13 protein-coding genes are annotated in these 16,331 nt (G+C 74.4%); 7 read left to right on the top strand and 6 right to left on the bottom strand.

Features of this window, described 5'->3' with window-relative positions; translation table 11 throughout:
- Window positions 1-13 precede the first annotated feature (13 nt).
- Window positions 14-1,492, bottom strand: coding sequence for a glutamate--cysteine ligase (locus tag O7602_RS15320; RefSeq protein ID WP_281589905.1), 1,479 nt, complete (start codon window positions 1,490-1,492; stop codon window positions 14-16).
- Window positions 1,493-1,673: 181 nt separating this feature from the next.
- Here O7602_RS15320 and O7602_RS15315 point away from each other — a divergent pair, with 181 nt between their 5' ends.
- A complete protein-coding gene (locus tag O7602_RS15315; RefSeq protein ID WP_281589903.1) occupies window positions 1,674-2,027 on the top strand; it encodes a DUF3817 domain-containing protein in 354 nt (117 codons plus the stop codon).
- Between the two features lie 47 nt (window positions 2,028-2,074).
- Here O7602_RS15315 and O7602_RS15310 read toward each other — a convergent pair whose 3' ends face one another.
- Window positions 2,075-2,623, bottom strand: coding sequence for a hypothetical protein (locus tag O7602_RS15310; protein ID WP_281590325.1), 549 nt, complete (start codon window positions 2,621-2,623; stop codon window positions 2,075-2,077).
- Window positions 2,624-2,765: 142 nt separating this feature from the next.
- Here O7602_RS15310 and O7602_RS15305 point away from each other — a divergent pair, with 142 nt between their 5' ends.
- From O7602_RS15305 to O7602_RS15290, 4 genes are all read left to right on the top strand, one after another.
- Window positions 2,766-3,890, top strand: a complete 1,125-nt coding sequence (locus tag O7602_RS15305; protein WP_281589901.1) for a Vms1/Ankzf1 family peptidyl-tRNA hydrolase — start codon at window positions 2,766-2,768, stop codon at window positions 3,888-3,890.
- Complete coding sequence (locus O7602_RS15300; RefSeq protein WP_281589899.1) at window positions 3,883-5,640, top strand: thiamine pyrophosphate-binding protein; 1,758 nt, start codon at window positions 3,883-3,885, stop codon at window positions 5,638-5,640. Before O7602_RS15305 ends, O7602_RS15300 begins: the two co-directional genes overlap by 8 nt.
- 212 nt (window positions 5,641-5,852) lie before the next feature.
- Window positions 5,853-7,268, top strand: coding sequence for a hypothetical protein (locus O7602_RS15295; RefSeq protein ID WP_281589897.1), 1,416 nt, complete (start codon window positions 5,853-5,855; stop codon window positions 7,266-7,268).
- Window positions 7,269-7,501: 233 nt separating this feature from the next.
- On the top strand, window positions 7,502-8,635 hold the full coding sequence (locus O7602_RS15290; protein WP_281589895.1) for a SigB/SigF/SigG family RNA polymerase sigma factor: 1,134 nt from the start codon (window positions 7,502-7,504) through the stop codon (window positions 8,633-8,635).
- A gap of 122 nt (window positions 8,636-8,757) precedes the next feature.
- Here O7602_RS15290 and ctaD read toward each other — a convergent pair whose 3' ends face one another.
- The 4 genes from ctaD to O7602_RS15270 form a co-directional block, all read right to left on the bottom strand.
- Entirely contained in the window at window positions 8,758-10,761 is a 2,004-nt protein-coding gene (gene ctaD, locus O7602_RS15285; RefSeq protein WP_281589893.1) for a cytochrome c oxidase subunit I, read from the bottom strand.
- 88 nt (window positions 10,762-10,849) lie between these two features.
- A complete protein-coding gene (locus O7602_RS15280) occupies window positions 10,850-11,578 on the bottom strand; it encodes an ATP-binding protein (RefSeq protein WP_281589891.1) in 729 nt (242 codons plus the stop codon).
- 227 nt (window positions 11,579-11,805) lie between these two features.
- On the bottom strand, window positions 11,806-12,960 hold the full coding sequence (locus O7602_RS15275; protein ID WP_281589889.1) for a glycosyltransferase: 1,155 nt from the start codon (window positions 12,958-12,960) through the stop codon (window positions 11,806-11,808).
- 31 nt (window positions 12,961-12,991) lie between these two features.
- Window positions 12,992-14,005 (bottom strand): glucosyl-3-phosphoglycerate synthase, encoded by a 1,014-nt coding sequence (locus O7602_RS15270; RefSeq protein ID WP_281589887.1) that lies wholly within the window; start codon window positions 14,003-14,005, stop codon window positions 12,992-12,994.
- Window positions 14,006-14,193: 188 nt separating this feature from the next.
- Here O7602_RS15270 and O7602_RS15265 point away from each other — a divergent pair, with 188 nt between their 5' ends.
- Together O7602_RS15265 and O7602_RS15260 are read left to right on the top strand one after the other, a co-directional pair.
- Window positions 14,194-15,201, top strand: coding sequence for a Gfo/Idh/MocA family oxidoreductase (locus O7602_RS15265; protein ID WP_281589886.1), 1,008 nt, complete (start codon window positions 14,194-14,196; stop codon window positions 15,199-15,201).
- Window positions 15,194-16,282, top strand: a complete 1,089-nt coding sequence (locus O7602_RS15260) for a zinc-binding dehydrogenase (protein ID WP_281589885.1) — start codon at window positions 15,194-15,196, stop codon at window positions 16,280-16,282. Before O7602_RS15265 ends, O7602_RS15260 begins: the two co-directional genes overlap by 8 nt.
- Window positions 16,283-16,331: the final 49 nt, after the last annotated feature.

Raw genomic sequence — 16,331 nt, 5'->3', positions numbered from 1 at the left:
GGGGGCGGCCCGCTCAGGGGATCGGCCACTCGTGCACCGGACGGTTGCTGTGCATCAGGTCGACGTAGTGGCGGACCACCTCGCGCAGCGCGGCCGGCCGGTCCAGGTGGTCGGCGGACTCCAGTCGGTGCAGCGTCTCCACCTGCCAGGTCGCGCCGTTGCGGCCGGTCAGGCAGCGCTGCTCGATGATGCCGAGCAGCCGGTCCCGCTCGGCCGGGTCCAGACCCCACCGGTCCAGCCCGTGATGGGCCATCGGCAGCAGCCGGCGCAGCACCAACTCGGTCACCGGCAGGTAGCCCAACCCGGGCCAGAACACCTGGGCGTCGATGCCGTGCCGGGCGCACACGTTGAAGTTCTCCTCGGCGGCGCTGAACGACATCTGCGACCACAGCGGACGGTCCGACTCGGCGAGCGCCCGGACCAGGCCGAAGTAGAACGCGCCGTTCGCCACCGTGTCCACCACCGTCGGGCCCGCCGGCAGCACCCGATTCTCCACCCGCAGGTGCGGTCGGCCACGCAGCACGTCGTAGACCGGCCGGTTCCAGCGGTAGATGGTGCCGTTGTGCAGGCGCAGCTCGGCGAGCTTCGGTACGCCGCCGCTCGCGAGCGTCACCGCCGGATCCTCCGGGTCGCACACCGGCAGAAGCGCCGGGAAGTAGCGGACGTTCTCCTCGAACAGGTCGAACACCGACGTGATCCAGCGTTCCCCGAACCACACCCGCGGGCGTACCCCCTGGGCTTTGATCTCCTCCGCCCGGGTGTCCGTGGCCTGCTGGAACAGCGGGACGCGGGTCTCCCGCCACAACTCCCGGCCGAAGAACAGCGGCGCGTTCGCGCCGAGCGCCACCTGGATGCCGGCGATCGCCTGGGCCGCGTTCCAGTAGTCGGCGAACTGCGGCGGACTGACCTGGAGGTGGAACTGCGTGCTGGTGCAGGCCGCCTCCGGCGTGATCGAGTCAGCGGTGGTGGCCAGCCGCTCCACCCCACTGATCGAGATCGGCAGGTCCTCACCGCGGGCGGCCAGGATCTGCTCGTTGAGCAGCGCGTACCGGGGGTTCGTGGAGAGCGTGTCGGCGGTCAGGTGCGCCGGGCGCAACGTCGGCAGGATGCCGATCATCACCATGTGCGCGCCCACCGTACGCGCCTTGGCCTCGGCCGCGTTGAGGCTGGCCCGGACGTGCTCCTCGAACTCGGCCGTGCCGGCGCCGGCCAGCCGGCGCGGCGCGACGTTGATCTCCACGTTGAACCGCCCCAGTTCGGTCTGGAACGCCTCGTCGGCGATCGCCTCCAGCGCGTCGGCGTTGCGCATGGCCGGGTCGAAGCTGTCGTCGACCAGGTTCAGCTCGATCTCCAGCCCGGTCATCGGCCGCTCCACGTCGAACCGGGACTCCCGCAGCATCTCGGCGAAGACGTCCAGGCACCGCCGGACCTTCTCCCGGTAGCGGGCCCGATCCTCCCGGCTGAAGGTGCGTACACCGACGTCCTCGCCCATGGTCACCACCCTGTCACCGTTGGTTTCCCGCAACCTGTACCCCATCCCGCCCTCGCCAACGCCTGCGGTGCAAGGAGGGGCCCCTTGTTAACGCCTGGGGTATAGGCGGGGCCCCCTTTTAACACCCGGTCGGAGGCCGGGCGGCTACCATGGCCGCCGACGGCGACTCCGGGAGTGGTTGATGCGCGACGGGTGGATTCGGGCGTTCGTGGTGGCGGCCGTCGCCGAGGCATGCTCCTGGGCGGCGCTGCTGGCCGGCATGGCCGTCAAGTACGGTCCGCCGCGCAACGAGATCGGCGTGCAGGTGTTCGGCCCGATCCACGGCGCGCTCTTCGTGGCGTACGGGCTGCTGGTCCTCGTGGTGGCGCGGCGCTGTCGCTGGTCGCTGGTGCAGACCGGGCTGGCGCTGGCCAGTTCCGTGCCGCCGTTCGCGACGGTGGTGTTCGAGCGCTGGGCCCGCCGCCGCAGCCTGCTCTCCGCCGCCGTTTCCGCTCCCACCGCCGCCGAGCCTCCGCGCGTCGGCGTCGGTGGTTAAGAGGGGCCCCCGCCTATACCGGAGGCGTTAAAAGGGGCCCCCGCCTTTCACGTCAACGCGGAGCAGGCGGCCACGGTGAACAGCAAGAGGGCGCCCAGGGTCGCCTGGAGCAGCAGCGCCGGGCCCAGGTGCGACCAGAGCGTCGCGGTACGCGGGGTGAGCAACTGCCCGGTGGTCAGGTTGACGATCCGCTCGATCCGGGGCGGTAGGTCCGGGTCGCGCTGCGCCCGCAGTGTGAGCTGGACGTGGTCGCCCGGGTGCAGGGCGCTCTGCGGCAGGTGCCCGTGCAGCTCCACCTCGACCAGCCGGTCGGCGGTGTCGCGTACCCGCACCGGGGTCACCAGGAACTCGGGCCCCTTCTTCAACTCCTTGAAGCTGCGCTTCGCGCCCCCGCCGCCGCTGCTGAGCAACGCGCGGACCACCCGCAGCAGCAGCCCCACCACGCCCGCGGCGGTCAGCACCGCGACCAGCACGGGCTGGCCCACCCGTACCTCCCGGGCGTAGCCCTCCATGAACCGGACCATGCGCCCGGTGACGATGCGTTCCGTCGGACGGGCCACGCGTCGGGTGTGCAGCTCCGTGTCCATCTTCACCACCCAGAGTTCCGTTCCGTGCACAGATGGTATCGATCCTTCGGGTTGAACGACGTGAATGAACGGCGGTCACGCACCGGCGCGCGGAAGGTGACATCGGCCGGGGCGCGGGTATGCGTGCGGCCGAGCTGGAAAGGGGTCGAGCATGCAGCTGTCCTTCCTGCGCCCGCTCTACGACCGTCCCGGGCCCTGGTGCTCGGTGTACCTGGACGCCTCCCGGGACACCCACGACTCCCGGCCGCAGGTCGACCTGCGCTGGCGGGCCCTCAAGGGTGACCTGCTCGCCCAGGGCGCCGACCAGGTCACCGTGGAGGCGGTGGAGGAGGTGGTCCGCCGGCACGAGCCGATGCCCGGCGACTACGGCATCGCCGTCTTCGCCAGCCGGGGCCGGGTGGTGCTGACCGAGTACCTCTCCGCGCCACCGCTGCGCGACCTGGGCACCTGGGCGGCGCTGCCGCACACCATGCCGCTCGTCGCCCAGCGCGGCGAGCAGGTGGCCTGGGTGCGGGTGCTGGCCGACCGCACCGGCGCGGACGCGATGGCGGTCAGCGCCGGCGGGGTGCCCCGGCGGGCCACGGTGAAGGGCCGGCAGACCCGCCAGCTGCGCCGGGTGCAGCCGGGCGGCTGGTCGCAGTCGCGCTACCAGCGCGCCGCCATGGAGGCGTGGCACCAGAACGCCGGCGACGCCGCCGCGGCCACCGCCGACCTGGCCGAGCGGGTCGGCGCCGACGTGGTCGTGGTGGCCGGCGACATCCGGGCCACCGGCATGATCGCCGCCCAGTTGCCGGAGCGCTGGCAGGACGTGCTGGTCCGCACCGACGCCGGCTCCCGCGCCGGCGGCGCGGAGGACACCCTGATGGACGACCTCACCGTGCAGACCGTCGCCGAGGTCGCCGACCGCCGGGTCGCCGCCGCGCTGGACCGGTTCGGCGTGCAGGAGGACGTCGGCGCCGGACTCGACGCGGTGGTCGCCGCGCTGCAACGCAACCAGGTCGACACCATGCTGCTCGTCGACGACGCGTCCGCCGACGGCGAGCTGTGGGTCGGACCCGAGCCGACCGAGATCGCCACCGACCGGACGCAACTGGCGGACATGTCGGTGGCCGACCCGCAGCGGGTACGCGCCGACGCGGCGCTGCTGCGCGCGCTGATCGGCACCGACGCGGACCTGACCGTGCTCGCGCCGGAGGAGGCGCCGGAGCTGACCGACGGGGTGGGCGCGGTGCTGCGCTACGTCGACGCCGGCACCCCGGGGCGGGACGATGGCTGACCGTACCGTCGCCGACCTGGTGGTCGAGCGGCTGCGGGCGTGGCGGGTGCCGCGGGCCTTCGGCTACCCGGGCGCGGCGCTCGCCCCGCTTGTGGCCGCGCTCGTCGACGCGGGCGGCGACCCGGCGTTCGTGCCGGCCCGGCACGAGGAGACCGCCGCCTTCATGGCCACCGGGCACGCCAAGTTCACCGGCGGCATCGGGGTGTGCCTGGCCACGCAGGGCCCCAGCGCGGTGCACCTGCTCAACGGTCTCTACGACGCCAAGCTGGACAACAAGCCGGTGGTGGCGATCATCGGCGAGGACGTCGACGGCCCGCTCGGCGGGGCGCACGAGGAGATCGGGCTGAGCCGGCTCTTCGGCGACGTGTGCAACCAGTTCATCCGCTACGGTCGCCGTCCGGATCAGGTGCCGGTGCTGCTGGACCAGGCGTTCCGCACCGCGGCGGCGACCCGCAGCCCGACCTGTGTGGTGCTGCCCCGGGCGTTGCAGGTGGCCCCCGTACCCGACCTGCTGCCGCAGACCGCGGGCGTGGTCACCGCCACGCCCGGCGAGCCGCTGGCCCGGGTGCTGCCGCACGCCGCCGACCTGGACGCCGCCGCCTCGCTGCTCGGCGCCGGACAGCGGGTGGCCCTGCTTGTCGGCCAGGGCGCGCACGGCGCGGCCGGGGAGATCGTCGCGCTCGCCGACCGGCTCGGCGCGGGCGTCGCCACGTCGTTGCTCGGCAAACCGGTGCTCGACGAGCGGCTGCCGTTCCACACCGGTGTGCTCGGTGCGGTCGGCACGCCGGCCGCCGCGCAGCTCATGGGTGGCTGCGACACGCTGCTGCTGGTCGGCACCAACGACCCCTGGACCGACTGGTTCCCGATGCCGGGGCAGGTGCGCACCGTCCAGATCGACGTCGACGGCCGGCGCATCGGCGCCCGCTATCCGGTGGACGTGCCGCTGGTCGGCGACGCCGCCGAGACGCTGCGGGCGCTGCTGGCCCGGGTGCCGGAACGGCCGAACGCCCAGTGGCGTCGTGTGGTGGAGAGCACGGTGGAGCGGTGGCGTACCGTCGCCGCCGACCGCGTCGCCGCGCCCGCCGAGCCGCTCAACCCGCAGTTGGTGCTCCGTGAGCTGTCCGCCCGGCTGCCGGCGCGCGCCGCGGTCGCCGTCGACATCGGTTCGGTCGTCTACTGGTACGCCCGGCACCTGGAGCTGCCGCCCGGCGTGCAGGCCCGGCTCTGCGGCACGCTCGGCTCGATGGGCTGTGCCCTGCCGTACGCGGTGGCCGCGAAGCTGGCGGAACCGGGTCAGCCGGTGCTGGCGCTGCTCGGCGACGGGGCGATGCAGCTCAACGGTCTCGCCGAGCTGATCACCGTGGCGCACCACTGGACCGGGTGGCCCGATCCCCGGCTGGTCGTGCTGGTGCTGAACAACCGGGACCAGTCCGGCGTGGGCGACGGCCGCCCGCCCGGCCTCCCGGCCGACCGGCGGCCCGACGTGCCGTACGCCGGATGGGCCCGGCTGCTCGGGCTGCACGGCGTCCGGGTGGACCGGCCGGATCTTGTCGGCGCGGCCTGGGACGAGGTGCTCGCGGCCGACCGGCCCAGCGTGCTGGAGGCGGTGGTGGACCCGACCGTGCCGCTGGAGGTGCCCGAGCCGGCGCTGGCCGACCTGCGCGGCCTGATGGTCGACGGGGAGGCGGCCCGCCGGGTGCGGGAGCGGGTGAGCCAGACCGAGGCCATCGCGGCGGAGGACCTCGTCTAGCCGCCCCGCCAAGCGGGGCCCGTTCCTCTACCGGAGGCGTTAAGCGGGGGCCCCTCCTTTCCGTCGCGTCCCGCCTTGGCCCCGAACCCGCACCGCCGTGCCGTTGCGCCCGCGACGGCGGTTCAGCGGCGCGACGGCACCCGACCGGGCATTGGTCCGCGTCGTGGGGAGATGCCCCGTTTAGACCCCAGAGGGACGGGAAGCCGGGCCGCGTGGTGAGCGAACGAGGCAAGCGAGCGCCGGTGGTCGACGCCGGGCTGCCCGGCGAGCGGGTGGTGACGGCGGGCAGCGCCGCCCGGATCCTGGTCGCCGCGACCGCCCGGGCGCTGCGCGGTGACGACTGCGGCGACCTCGGCCACCCGGGCCCGCTGGCCCGCCTCTCCGGTACGCCGGAGCCGGTGCGCCGCGCCGCCGCCGCCCGCGCCGCCGGCCGGGCCGCGCTCACCGCCGCCCAGGTCGCCCGCGTCGACGCCGAGCGGGTGGCCGAATGGTTCGTCGGCCAGTATCCGGAGCGGCACTGGCCCGGGGCGGTGCTCGGCTCGCCGCACGGCGCGGCGGCCCACCTCGCGGTGGCGCTCGGCGTGCCCTGGCTGCCCGCCGGTTTCGAGCTCACCGCGCGGTGGGGCCGGGGTGCGGTGGACCGCCCGGACGCCGCGCTGGACCACGGGGCGGCGCTCGCCGGCCGGCTGCTCGCCGGAAACCCCCGGGTGCACGTACGTCAGGTGCACTGCCCGGCCAGCCGGGGCGTGGCGGCCGGCGCCACGGTGACCCTTGCCGCGCGCTGGCGGGCGCTGCCCGGGGCGTACGCGCGGTTCCTGGCCGACCGGCTGGAGCCGTCGGCGCCGGTGCTGCTGTTGCACGACGCGCGCACGTGGCCGGTGCGGGACGACGGCGCCGGGCACAGCTTCCAGGCCGGCTGCCCGGCCAGTGGCCTCGACCCGGTCGACTTCCACCCGGACGCCCGCGCGCTGCGCCATGTGCTGCGGGCGGCCGGCGCTGACGAGACGCACTGGACGTCGCCCGAGGTCACGGAGTCGGCGGCGTTCGCCGAGCACGGCGTGGAGTCCGGTTTCGAACACGGCGCGCGGGAGTGGGGCGACACGCACGGGCACCCCCTGCACCGGGTGGTCGTCCCGCAGCCGGACGCGCTGAGCGCGGCCACCGCCGACCTCTACCGGCGTTGGCTGCGCCGGGCCGGCAAGACCGGAAACCGGCTGGTGGTGGAGTGCGGCCGGCTGCTCGACCCGGGGCAGGTGCTTCGCGCCGGCCTGGTGCCCTACTGGTGCGAGAACGCCACCCGTCGCCGGGTGGAGGGGGCCGAGTGGTGGTTGGCCGGCAGCGAGCCGTTCAGTTCGGTGGACGTGCTGCCCGAACCGCCCGGGCTGCGGTCGCCGGCGCTCGCCGGCCTGCCCCAGTGGCTTGCCGTGGCCGGATTCGGGCGGCGGCGGCGGGCGTTGGACCGGGGCGCGGCGCGCGGTTACCCGGTCACCTCGGTACCGACCCGACGTGCCACGGAGGTGTTGCGCAACCAGCCCTGTGACCTGCCCGTACCGCCGCCGCTGCGGATGGCCGAGGCGCTGTCCGCGCTCCGCGACGCGGGCGCCCACCAGGGGCTGCTGGTCTGCTGACCCGGCCGCCCGGGCAACCTGGCGAAACATCCTCGCGATCCTGCGGACCGTGATTGAGTACCTACGGAGCGGGAAGACCGCTCGCCGCGGAACGGCCCACGACGCCGCGCGGCGGGCAGCGACCGCTTCCGACGTATTCCGTCACGTAACCCAACTTCCTCACCCGGTGCGTGGTCCGACCACGCGCGTAACCGGTTCCGACCGGGCGGGGGACTTCGGCGAGGGAGGCGCGGATGTTCGGACAGACCACCACACCCACCCCACCGACCACCGAGCGGGGACTGGAGGACCTGGACGCGGCGGCGCTGGCGTACGCGGCCCGGATCGCGGGGCTGCCACCCGAGCGGCGGCAGGAGGCGCGGGACGACCTGGTCCGCTTCGCGTTGCCGTTCGCCGGGCGGCTGGCCCGTCGCTACCGGGGCCGCGGGGAACCGCTCGAGGACCTGGAACAGGTGGCCCGCCTCGGCCTGGTCAACGCCGTCGACAGGTACGACCCGGAGCGCGGCTCGTTCACCGCGTACGCGGCGATCACCATCGTCGGCGAGATCAAGCGGCACTTCCGCGACCGCACCTGGGGCGTGCACGTGCCGCGCCGGCTGCGTGACCTGATCCTCGAGGTGGGACAGGCGACGGCGACGCTGACCAGCGAGCTGTCCCGGGCCCCCTCGGTCGCCGAGCTGGCCGCGCGGCTGGAGACACCGGAGGAGGAGATCCTCGCCGCGCTGGAGTCGGCCGCCGGCTACAGCCCGGCCTCGCTCAACGCGCCGGTGGGCGGGGAGAGCTCGGCCGAGTTCGGTGACCTGGTGGGCGAGTCCGACAACGCGTTGGAGTCGGTCGACGACCGGGTCACGATCAGTGGCCTGCTGCACCGGCTGCCGTGGCGGGAGCGGCGGATCCTGGCCATGCGCTTCTACGGCAACCAGACCCAGGCGGAGATCGCGGCCCGGTTCGGCATCTCGCAGATGCACGTCTCCCGGCTGCTGTCCCGGGCGCTGACCTGGCTGCGCCAGGCGATGCTCGCCGACGCGCCACCGCCGTGGCAGAACGGCGCCGCCGAGACCGAGCCGGCGAAGGCCCGGATCTCGGTGAAACACAACGGCGACCGGGTGGTCGTCGAGGTGGGCGGGGAGGTCGACCGGGCCGGCGCGGACCAGTTGCGCCGGGCGGTGCTGGAGGCGGTCACCGGCCAGCCCCGCGAGGTGGTCGTCGACCTGGTCGGCGCTGGCGGCTTCGACGCCGGCGGGATCGCCGCGCTGATGGCCGGCCGGGACGCCGCCGTCCGGACCGGGGTGCCGCTGCGGCTGACCCGGGTGCAGCCGGCGGTGCGCCGCTCGCTGACCGCGGCGGGCCTGCCGGCCGCCGACTGAACGGTCCGCGCGCCGCCGGCCCTCGACGGGCCGGCGGGCCGCGCCGCGGCTTCGGCGCCTCGACGGGCATGTTAAGCGGGGCCCCCTCCTCTACCCCAGGCGTTAAGCGGGGGCCCCTCCTTTCAGTTCTGCGGGGTGTCGCCGTGTCCGCGCGGGTGCCGCCAGCGGTCGTTGGGTTGGTCCTCGCGCTGGGCGCCGAGGATCGTCTCCTCCGGCTCGTCGGTCTCCTCGAAGCTGGCGCGGCGCACCTCCTCCGGTTCCGGCACGACCACGGGGCGGGCGCCGGACTGCGGCGCGGGCTGGTATTCCACCGCCTCGCGGGCGCCGTGCGCGCCCTCGGCGGCCGGCGACTCCGGCACCAGCATTTCGCGGTGGAACTCCTCGGTGAGGCGCTGCGGCGGTTTGGTGGTGCGTTGCGGCAGGTCGCGGCCGAGGTTGGAGACGAGCGGGCCGTACTTGGCGTCGAACGCCGGGCGCTCGGACCGGATCCGCGGCATCCGGTCGAAGTTGCGCAGCGGCGGCGGGCAGGTGGTGGCCCACTCCAGCGAGTTGCCGAAGCCCCAGGGATCGTCGACGGTGACGAGCGCGCCGTAGCGCCACGACCGCCACACGTTGTAGATGAAGAAGAGCGTGGACGCGCCGAGCACGAACGACCCGATGCTGGAGATCTCGTTCAGCCCGGTGAAACCGTCGCTGGGCAGGTAGTCGGCGTACCGGCGGGGCATGCCCTCGGCGCCGAGCCAGTGCTGCACCAGGAAGGTGGCGTGGAAGCCGACGAACATGGTCCAGAAGTGCATCTTGCCCAGCCGCTCGTCGAGCAGCCGGCCGGTCATCTTCGGGAACCAGAAGTAGACCCCGCCGAACGCCGCGAACACGATGGTGCCGAAGAGCACGTAGTGGAAGTGCGCGACCACGAAGTACGAGTCGGTGACGTGGAAGTCGACCGGCGGGCTGGCCAGCAGCACCCCGGTCAGGCCGCCGAGCAGGAACGTGACCAGGAAGCCGACCGCGAACAGCATCGGCGTCTCGAAGGTGAGCTGCCCCTTCCACATGGTGCCGATCCAGTTGAAGAACTTCACCCCGGTCGGCACCGCGATCAGATAGCTGAGGATGCTGAAGAACGGCAGCAGCACCTGGCCGGTGGCGAACATGTGGTGTGCCCAGACGGCCATCGACAGCACCGTGATGGCGAGCGTGGCCAGCACCAGACCGGTGTAGCCGAAGACCGGCTTGCGGGAGAAGACCGGGATGATCTCGGTGATGATCCCGAAGAACGGCAGCGCCACGATGTAGACCTCGGGGTGCCCGAAGAACCAGAACAGGTGCTGCCACAGCATCGGCCCGCCGGTTGTCGGGTCGTAGACGTGCGAGTGCAGGATCCGGTCCGAGGCGAGCGCGAACAGCGCGGCGGCCAGCAGCGGGAACACGAAGATCACCAGGACGCTGGTGAGCAGCAGGTTCCACGTGAAGATCGGCATCCGGAACATGGTCATCCCGGGCGCGCGCAGGGTCAGCACCGTGGTGATCAGGTTGACCGCGCCGAGGATGGTGCCCAGCCCGGAGAGGGCCAGGCCGACCACCCACATGTTGGCGCCGACGCCCGGGCTGTGCTGGGCGGTGCTCAACGGCGTGTAGGCCGTCCAGCCGAAGTCCGCCGCACCCTGGGGCGTGACGAAGGCGGCCACCACCATCGTGCCGCCGAACAGGTACAACCAGTAGGCGAACGCGTTGAGCCGGGGGAACGCCACGTCCGGCGCCCCGATCTGCAGCGGCACGATGTAGTTGCCGAACGCGAAGACCAGCGGGGTGGCGAACAGCAGCAGCATGATCGTGCCGTGCATGGTGAACATCTGGTTGTACTGCTCGGGCGAGAGGAACTGCATCCCCGGCCGGGCCAGCTCGGCCCGCAGCACCAGCGCCAGCACGCCGCCGACCAGGAAGAACAGGAACGACGTGCCCAGGTAGAGCAGGCCGATCAGCTTGGCGTCGGTGGTCCGCAGCAACCGCCACAGCGAGTTGCCCTTCGTAGCCTCCCGGACCGGGCCGGGATACCCCCCGAACCGGGCCGGCGCGAGGATCGCGGGCCCTCGGTCTCGTGCCGGATCCGTGACTACCCGCTTGGGCATGGCATCTCACCCCGTATGACGACAGACAGGACGGGCGCGCGTACCCGACCCCGCTGCCCATGAAACCAGGCGAGAGCGGAGAATTCGGTCAGTTCGCCGGGAGCATGGCCCAGACGACCTTGCCGGCGCCGACCGGCGTGCTGCCCCACCGCTGGGTCAGCTCCCGCACCAGCATCAACCCGCGGCCCCCCTCGGCCGACGGGTCGTTGCCGGCCGCCGCCCGCGCGTCGGCCGGGCTGCCGTCCATCACCGCCACCCGCAGGTACGGCCGGCGCAGCGTGAGCGTGACCTGCATCGGCGTGCCGGCATGCCGGACCACGTTGCCGACCAGTTCGCTGAGCACCAGCGCGGCCGGCCCGGCCAGCTCCGGCACGTTCCATCTGCCGCACGCCTCGGTGACCAGCTCCCGGGCCCGCCGGCAGGCCCCGGCGACCGGCTCGAACCGGGCCCGCAACCGCGGCGACGCGGCCGTGCCGGCCAGCGCGGTCGCCTCGGTGCAGTCCCGGCGCACCGGCACCACCCGGCAGGCGATCGTCTCTTTCAACCGGGCCGCCGCCGACGGCGGGGCGGAGAGCACAAGCGGCACGGCCGGCCAGTCCGCGGCCCGCCGGCAGGCCGCCGCGAAGACGGACAACGCGAGCGGGTCGAGGACGTCGAGCTTCTCCAGGTCGACCACGAGCGCGTCCGGCTGCGCGGAGAGGCAGCGGTCCAGCACCTCGTGCACGGAACGCGTCGTGCCCAGGTCGAGCGCGCCGGCCAGCCGTACGACCGTGACCGGGGACTCGTCGCGGACCTCGCACCTGATCCGGGTCGACATCGGGCCCTCGTTTCCAACTCGTCGGAGGACTACCGACGTACCCGCGCCCCGGACCACCGAAACCGGGGGCTCCGGAGTCCTCCGTCGCAGGTCAGCCCCGTTGCCAGCCCACCTGCGACAGGTGCGGGCCGCGCGCCGGGGACCCCGAGCGCGACGCGGAGCGGCCCGGATCCGCGCCGGCCCGGAGGCGCGAGGCCGACCGGACCGGTGACGGCGACGCGCGGGTCTCAGGCGGGCTGCAACGGCTTCGTGGCGCCCTGGCGGACCCGGTCGTACAGCTCGACGTACCGCTGCGCCATCCGGGCCGGGGTGAACCGCCCGGCCGCCTCGCGCCGGCACTCGCCGGCCGCCAGCAGGCCGGCGGCGAGCACCAGGTCGCCCAGCTCCTCCTCGTCGGCGGCGAGCAGGCCGGTGCGGCCGTGCTCGATCAGCTCCGGCAGGCAACCGCGGGCGGTGGCCACCACCGGGGTGCCCAGGGACAGCGACTCGACCACCGCCGTGCCGCCCGGCTCCTCCCAGCGCAGCGGGAACAGCGACGCCCGCGCGGACGCGACCAGGTCGTCGCGCTCCGGCCCGGCCACCGTGCCGACCCAGCGCACCAGGTCGCCGTCGACGTACGGCGCGACGTGGTCGTGGAAGAACCGCACGTCCGGGTTCTGCCGCGCCTCGTCGCCGGCCGCGGCCAGGTCCGCCGGCCGGTGGTACGGGCCGACCGGCCCGGCCAGCACCAGCGGGAAGCCGACCTCCCGGGCCAGCCGGGCCCCCAGATCCTGCCCCTTGCCCGGGTTGATCCGGCCGAGGATCACCACGTGGTCGCCCTTGTCGACCGCCGGGCGGCGGTCCGCGTCGACGGCGAGCGGGGTGGCCAGGTGCACGTGGCCGACCGAGTGCTCCCGCAGCGCGCGGGGCGCGCGGGCCAGCTGCGACGCGGACACCCCGTTGACCCGGACCCGGTCGCCGCCGTCCAGGTTGCCGTACAGCTCCGGGTGCTTGGCCAGGTCCCAGTGCAGCGTGTGCAGCACCGGCGGCGCGTCCGGTCCCATCGCGGTGAGGGTGGCCAGCCCGACCGCCTCCACGTGGTCGTGCACCAGGTCGATGTCGTCGCGGACGTGCAGCGCCCGCACCACGGCGGCCAGGTGCGCCTGGGAGACGCCGCAGACCTGGTTGTACGGCCGCTGCAACGCGTGGAACTGCCCGTCCGGGAAGACCGCGATCCGCTCGTCCACCGGCAGCGTGCTGCTCTCCACCGAGGCGAGCACCACCCGCACGCCGAGGCGCCGCAGCTCCGGCACCAGCGTGGCGACCACGTTCTCGATCCCGCCGTAGCCCGGCGGCGGCACGGACAGCCACGGACCGGCGTTCATCAGCACGGTGAGCGTCATGCGCCGCCTCTTCCTCGCTCGGACGTCGCGGTCACGCGGGCACGCGCCGGCGGGGCACCCGGTGGCGCAGCTGCGCCAGCGGCGGGCGTTCCTCGACCGAGACGTCGGTGACGACGATCTCCCGGTCCAGGTGGGGCAGCGTGTCGGAACCACCCCGGCGGAACTGGGTCAGCAGCGGGGTCGGCGCCGTGCCGGTGGCCGCCCAGCCGCGTCGCTGGAGCCGGGACCAGGCGGTCAGCATGATCTGCGCGGACATCCGGCCCAGCGCGGCGGTGTCCTGGTGCCGGTGCTTGCGCTCGCCCAGGTCGACCTGGGCCAGGGCGTCCAGTCCGACCAGTTCCAGCAGGTCGATGAGCATCGCCGTCTCGACGCCGTACCCGGTGACGAACGGCACCCGCTCCAGCACCGCGCGGCGGCCCGCGTACTCGCCGGCCAGCGGCTGCACGAAACCGGCCAGATCCGGCCAGAACAGGTTGAGCAGCGGGCGGGCCATCAACTCCGTCACCCGGCCGCCGCCGTCGGGTTCCACGCTCGTCGCGCCGACGAGCGGCCGGTGGTAGAAGCCCTTGACGAACTCGACGCCCGGGTCGGTGAGCAACGGCCCGAGCAGGCCGGTGACGAAGTGCGGCCGGAACTCGCGCAGGTCGGCGTCGACGAACGCGACCACGTCCCCCTCGGCCGCGGCCAGGCCGGCCCAGAGCGCGTCACCCTTGCCGGTCAGCCGCGGCAACCCGCGGGTCATCGCGTCCTGGCCGACCACCTCGGCGCCGGCCGCGCGGGCCACCTGGGCGGTCCGGTCGGTGGACCGGGAGTCGACCACGATCAGCTCGTCGACGAGCGGCACCCGGTCCATCAGGTGCTCGCGGATGGTCGACACGATCGCGCCGACCGTCGCCTCCTCGTTGCGCGCCGGCAGCACCACGCTGACCCGGCTGGTGCCCTTGGCCCGCACCAGCCGGCGGGCCGGCCAGTCGTCGGCCGTGCTGGTCCGGTACGTGGCCCACGCCTCCACCACAGGTGAGACGGTCGAATCTGATTCCCGCACGGGCACCCCCATCAGTGGCGGAATCGCGGGTTCCTGTTTTCCCGGTTCCGGACCCGCGCTAACCGGATCCTGCCCACTCTCGTGATCAAGCGGATGAACGTCACGTTGCGCCCCCGGTCGCGTTTGCCGGGACACCGGCCGGGGGAGTGCTCCGCGCGGGTGTCGAGGTCACGGTGAGGGGCGGTCGGATGCGGGTGGGACTGGTCGGTGCGGGCGGGGTGGCGCAACGCCACGCCCGCGTGCTCAGCGGCTTCGAGGACGTGGACCTGCTCGGCGTGACGGATGTCGCGCCGGGCGCGGCGGAGGCGCTCGCCGGAACGTACGGCGGCCGGGTCTTCCGCGACCCGGACGAGTTGCTCGCCGCCGGCCCGGACGCGGTGTACGTGTGCGTGCCGCCGTTCGCGCACGGCCCGGTGGAGGAGGCGGTGATCGCCGCCGGCGTGCCGATGTTCGTGGAGAAGCCGGTGGCGGCGGACCTGGAGACGGCCGAGCGGATCGCCGCCCTGGTGCAACGACGCGGGCTGCTCACCGGCGTCGGCCACCACTGGCGCTACCTGCACGTGGTGGCCGAGGCCCGGCGGCTGCTCGGCGACCGCCCGGTGCGGATGGTCAACGGGGCCTGGCTGGACAAGGTGCCGCCGGTGGCCTGGTGGGCGCGCCGGGACCGGTCCGGCGGCCCGGTGGTGGAGCAGGCCGCGCACGTGCTCGACCTGGTCCGGCTGCTGGCCGGCGAGGTGGCCGAGGTAACCGCGTACGGCGACGGCGACCCGCCGCCGGTCGACGGCGCCGACATCGACTCGGTGACGGCGGCGACGCTGCGGTTCGCCTCCGGCGCGGTCGGCACGCTCGCCGCGGCCTGCGTGCTCACCTGGAAGCACCGGGCCGGCCTGGAGATCCTCGCCGACGGGTTGGTCCTGTCGCTGGCCGAGGACGGCCTGACGGTCCGGGACGCCGACGGCGAGCGGCGCCTGTCCGCCGACCCGGACGCCGCCCGGGTCGCCGTCGACCGGGCCTTCGTCGACGCGGTCCGCGGCGTCGGCGACGACGTGCGCGTCCCGTACGCCGAGGCGCTGCGTACCCAGCGGCTCGCCGTCGCGGTGGCCGAATCGGCGCGGACCGGCCGCCCGGTGGCCCTGCCGACCGGCCCGGCGGCCCGGGCCGCGGTCGCCGACGCGGGGGCGGCCGTCGATGCGTGATCGGGTGGTGGTGGTCCGCGGACCCGGCCGGGTCGAGCTGGTCGAGCAGGACGCGCCCGAGCTGCGCGACGGCACGTTCCGGGTGGAGACGATCTACAGCGGCGTCTCCGCCGGCACCGAACTGAGCTACGTCAAGGGCACCAACCCCTACCTGCACGTCACCTGGGACGCCGGCCTCGGGCTGTTCCGGCCGGGGGCGGCGACCACCCCGTACCCGGTGACCCGGCTCGGCTACATGCAGGTCGGCCGCGTGGTGGCGAGCCGCACCCCGGCGGTGGCGGTGGGCACGGTCGGCGCGATGACGTACGGGCACCGCAGCGGCTGGGTCGCCGACCCGGTCGCCGAGCGGTTCGTCCCGCTGCCCGACGACCTCGACCCGCTGCTCGGCGTCTACGTGGCGCACATGGGGCCGATCTGCGCCAACGGGCTGCTGCACGCCGCCGCGGACCTGTGCGGCACGGACGTGCGTACCCTCGGCGACGGGGTCCGCGGGCGCCGGGTGGCGGTCGTCGGCGGCGGCGTGGTCGCCCTGCTCACCGCCCTGTTCGCCCGCCGCCACGGCGCCGCCTCGGTGGTCGTGGTGGACCCGACCCCGGCCCGGCGGCGGGTGGCCGAGGCGCTCGGCCTGGCGACGCTCGACCCGGACGCGGACGACCCGGCCGTGGTGCTGAAGACCCGGTGGCACCACGCCGCCGGGGACCGGGGCGCGGACGTCGTCTTCCAGTGCCGGGGCCAGGACTGGGCGTTGCAGCTCGCGCTGCGGCTGCTGCGGCCCCAGGGCACGGTGGTCGACCTGGCGTTCTACCAGGGCGGCGCGGGGGCGGTGCGGCTCGGCGAGGAGTTCCACCACAACGGGTTGTCGCTGCGCTGCGCGCAGATCGGCCGGGTGCCGCGCGGTCTCGCCCCGACCTGGGACCGGGAGCGGCTCTCCGCGGAGACCATCGCGCTGCTGCGCCAGGACGGCGCGGAGATCCGCGAACACCTCGTCTCCGCCGTGGCGCCGCTGGACGAGGCGCCCGCCCTGCTCACCGACCTGGCCCAGCGGCGACGGTCGGAGTTGCAGGTCGTGCTGACCGCCTGACGGCGGCGCGGGGGCGCCGGATCCGTGCGGCGCCCCGCTACCGTTTCCG

The sequence above is a fragment of the Micromonospora sp. WMMD1128 genome, assembly GCF_027497235.1.
GTDB lineage: Bacteria > Actinomycetota > Actinomycetes > Mycobacteriales > Micromonosporaceae > Micromonospora.
The sequence above is the reverse complement of the archived record's forward strand: the minus strand, read 5'-3'. Positions and strand labels throughout refer to the sequence as shown.

What these genes read in the sequence shown, in the direction of transcription:
- O7602_RS15320 (WP_281589905.1), bottom strand. Translation starts at nt 1,492, where the DNA reads ATGGGCGAGGACGTCGGTGTACGCACCTTCAGCCGGGAGGATCGGGCC.
- O7602_RS15315 (WP_281589903.1), top strand. Translation starts at nt 1,674, where the DNA reads ATGCGCGACGGGTGGATTCGGGCGTTCGTGGTGGCGGCCGTCGCCGAG.
- O7602_RS15305 (WP_281589901.1), top strand. Translation starts at nt 2,766, where the DNA reads ATGCAGCTGTCCTTCCTGCGCCCGCTCTACGACCGTCCCGGGCCCTGG.
- O7602_RS15300 (WP_281589899.1), top strand. Translation starts at nt 3,883, where the DNA reads ATGGCTGACCGTACCGTCGCCGACCTGGTGGTCGAGCGGCTGCGGGCG.
- O7602_RS15290 (WP_281589895.1), top strand. Translation starts at nt 7,502, where the DNA reads ATGTTCGGACAGACCACCACACCCACCCCACCGACCACCGAGCGGGGA.
- ctaD (WP_281589893.1), bottom strand. Translation starts at nt 10,761, where the DNA reads ATGCCCAAGCGGGTAGTCACGGATCCGGCACGAGACCGAGGGCCCGCG.
- O7602_RS15280 (WP_281589891.1), bottom strand. Translation starts at nt 11,578, where the DNA reads ATGTCGACCCGGATCAGGTGCGAGGTCCGCGACGAGTCCCCGGTCACG.
- O7602_RS15275 (WP_281589889.1), bottom strand. Translation starts at nt 12,960, where the DNA reads ATGACGCTCACCGTGCTGATGAACGCCGGTCCGTGGCTGTCCGTGCCG.
- O7602_RS15265 (WP_281589886.1), top strand. Translation starts at nt 14,194, where the DNA reads ATGCGGGTGGGACTGGTCGGTGCGGGCGGGGTGGCGCAACGCCACGCC.
- O7602_RS15260 (WP_281589885.1), top strand. Translation starts at nt 15,194, where the DNA reads ATGCGTGATCGGGTGGTGGTGGTCCGCGGACCCGGCCGGGTCGAGCTG.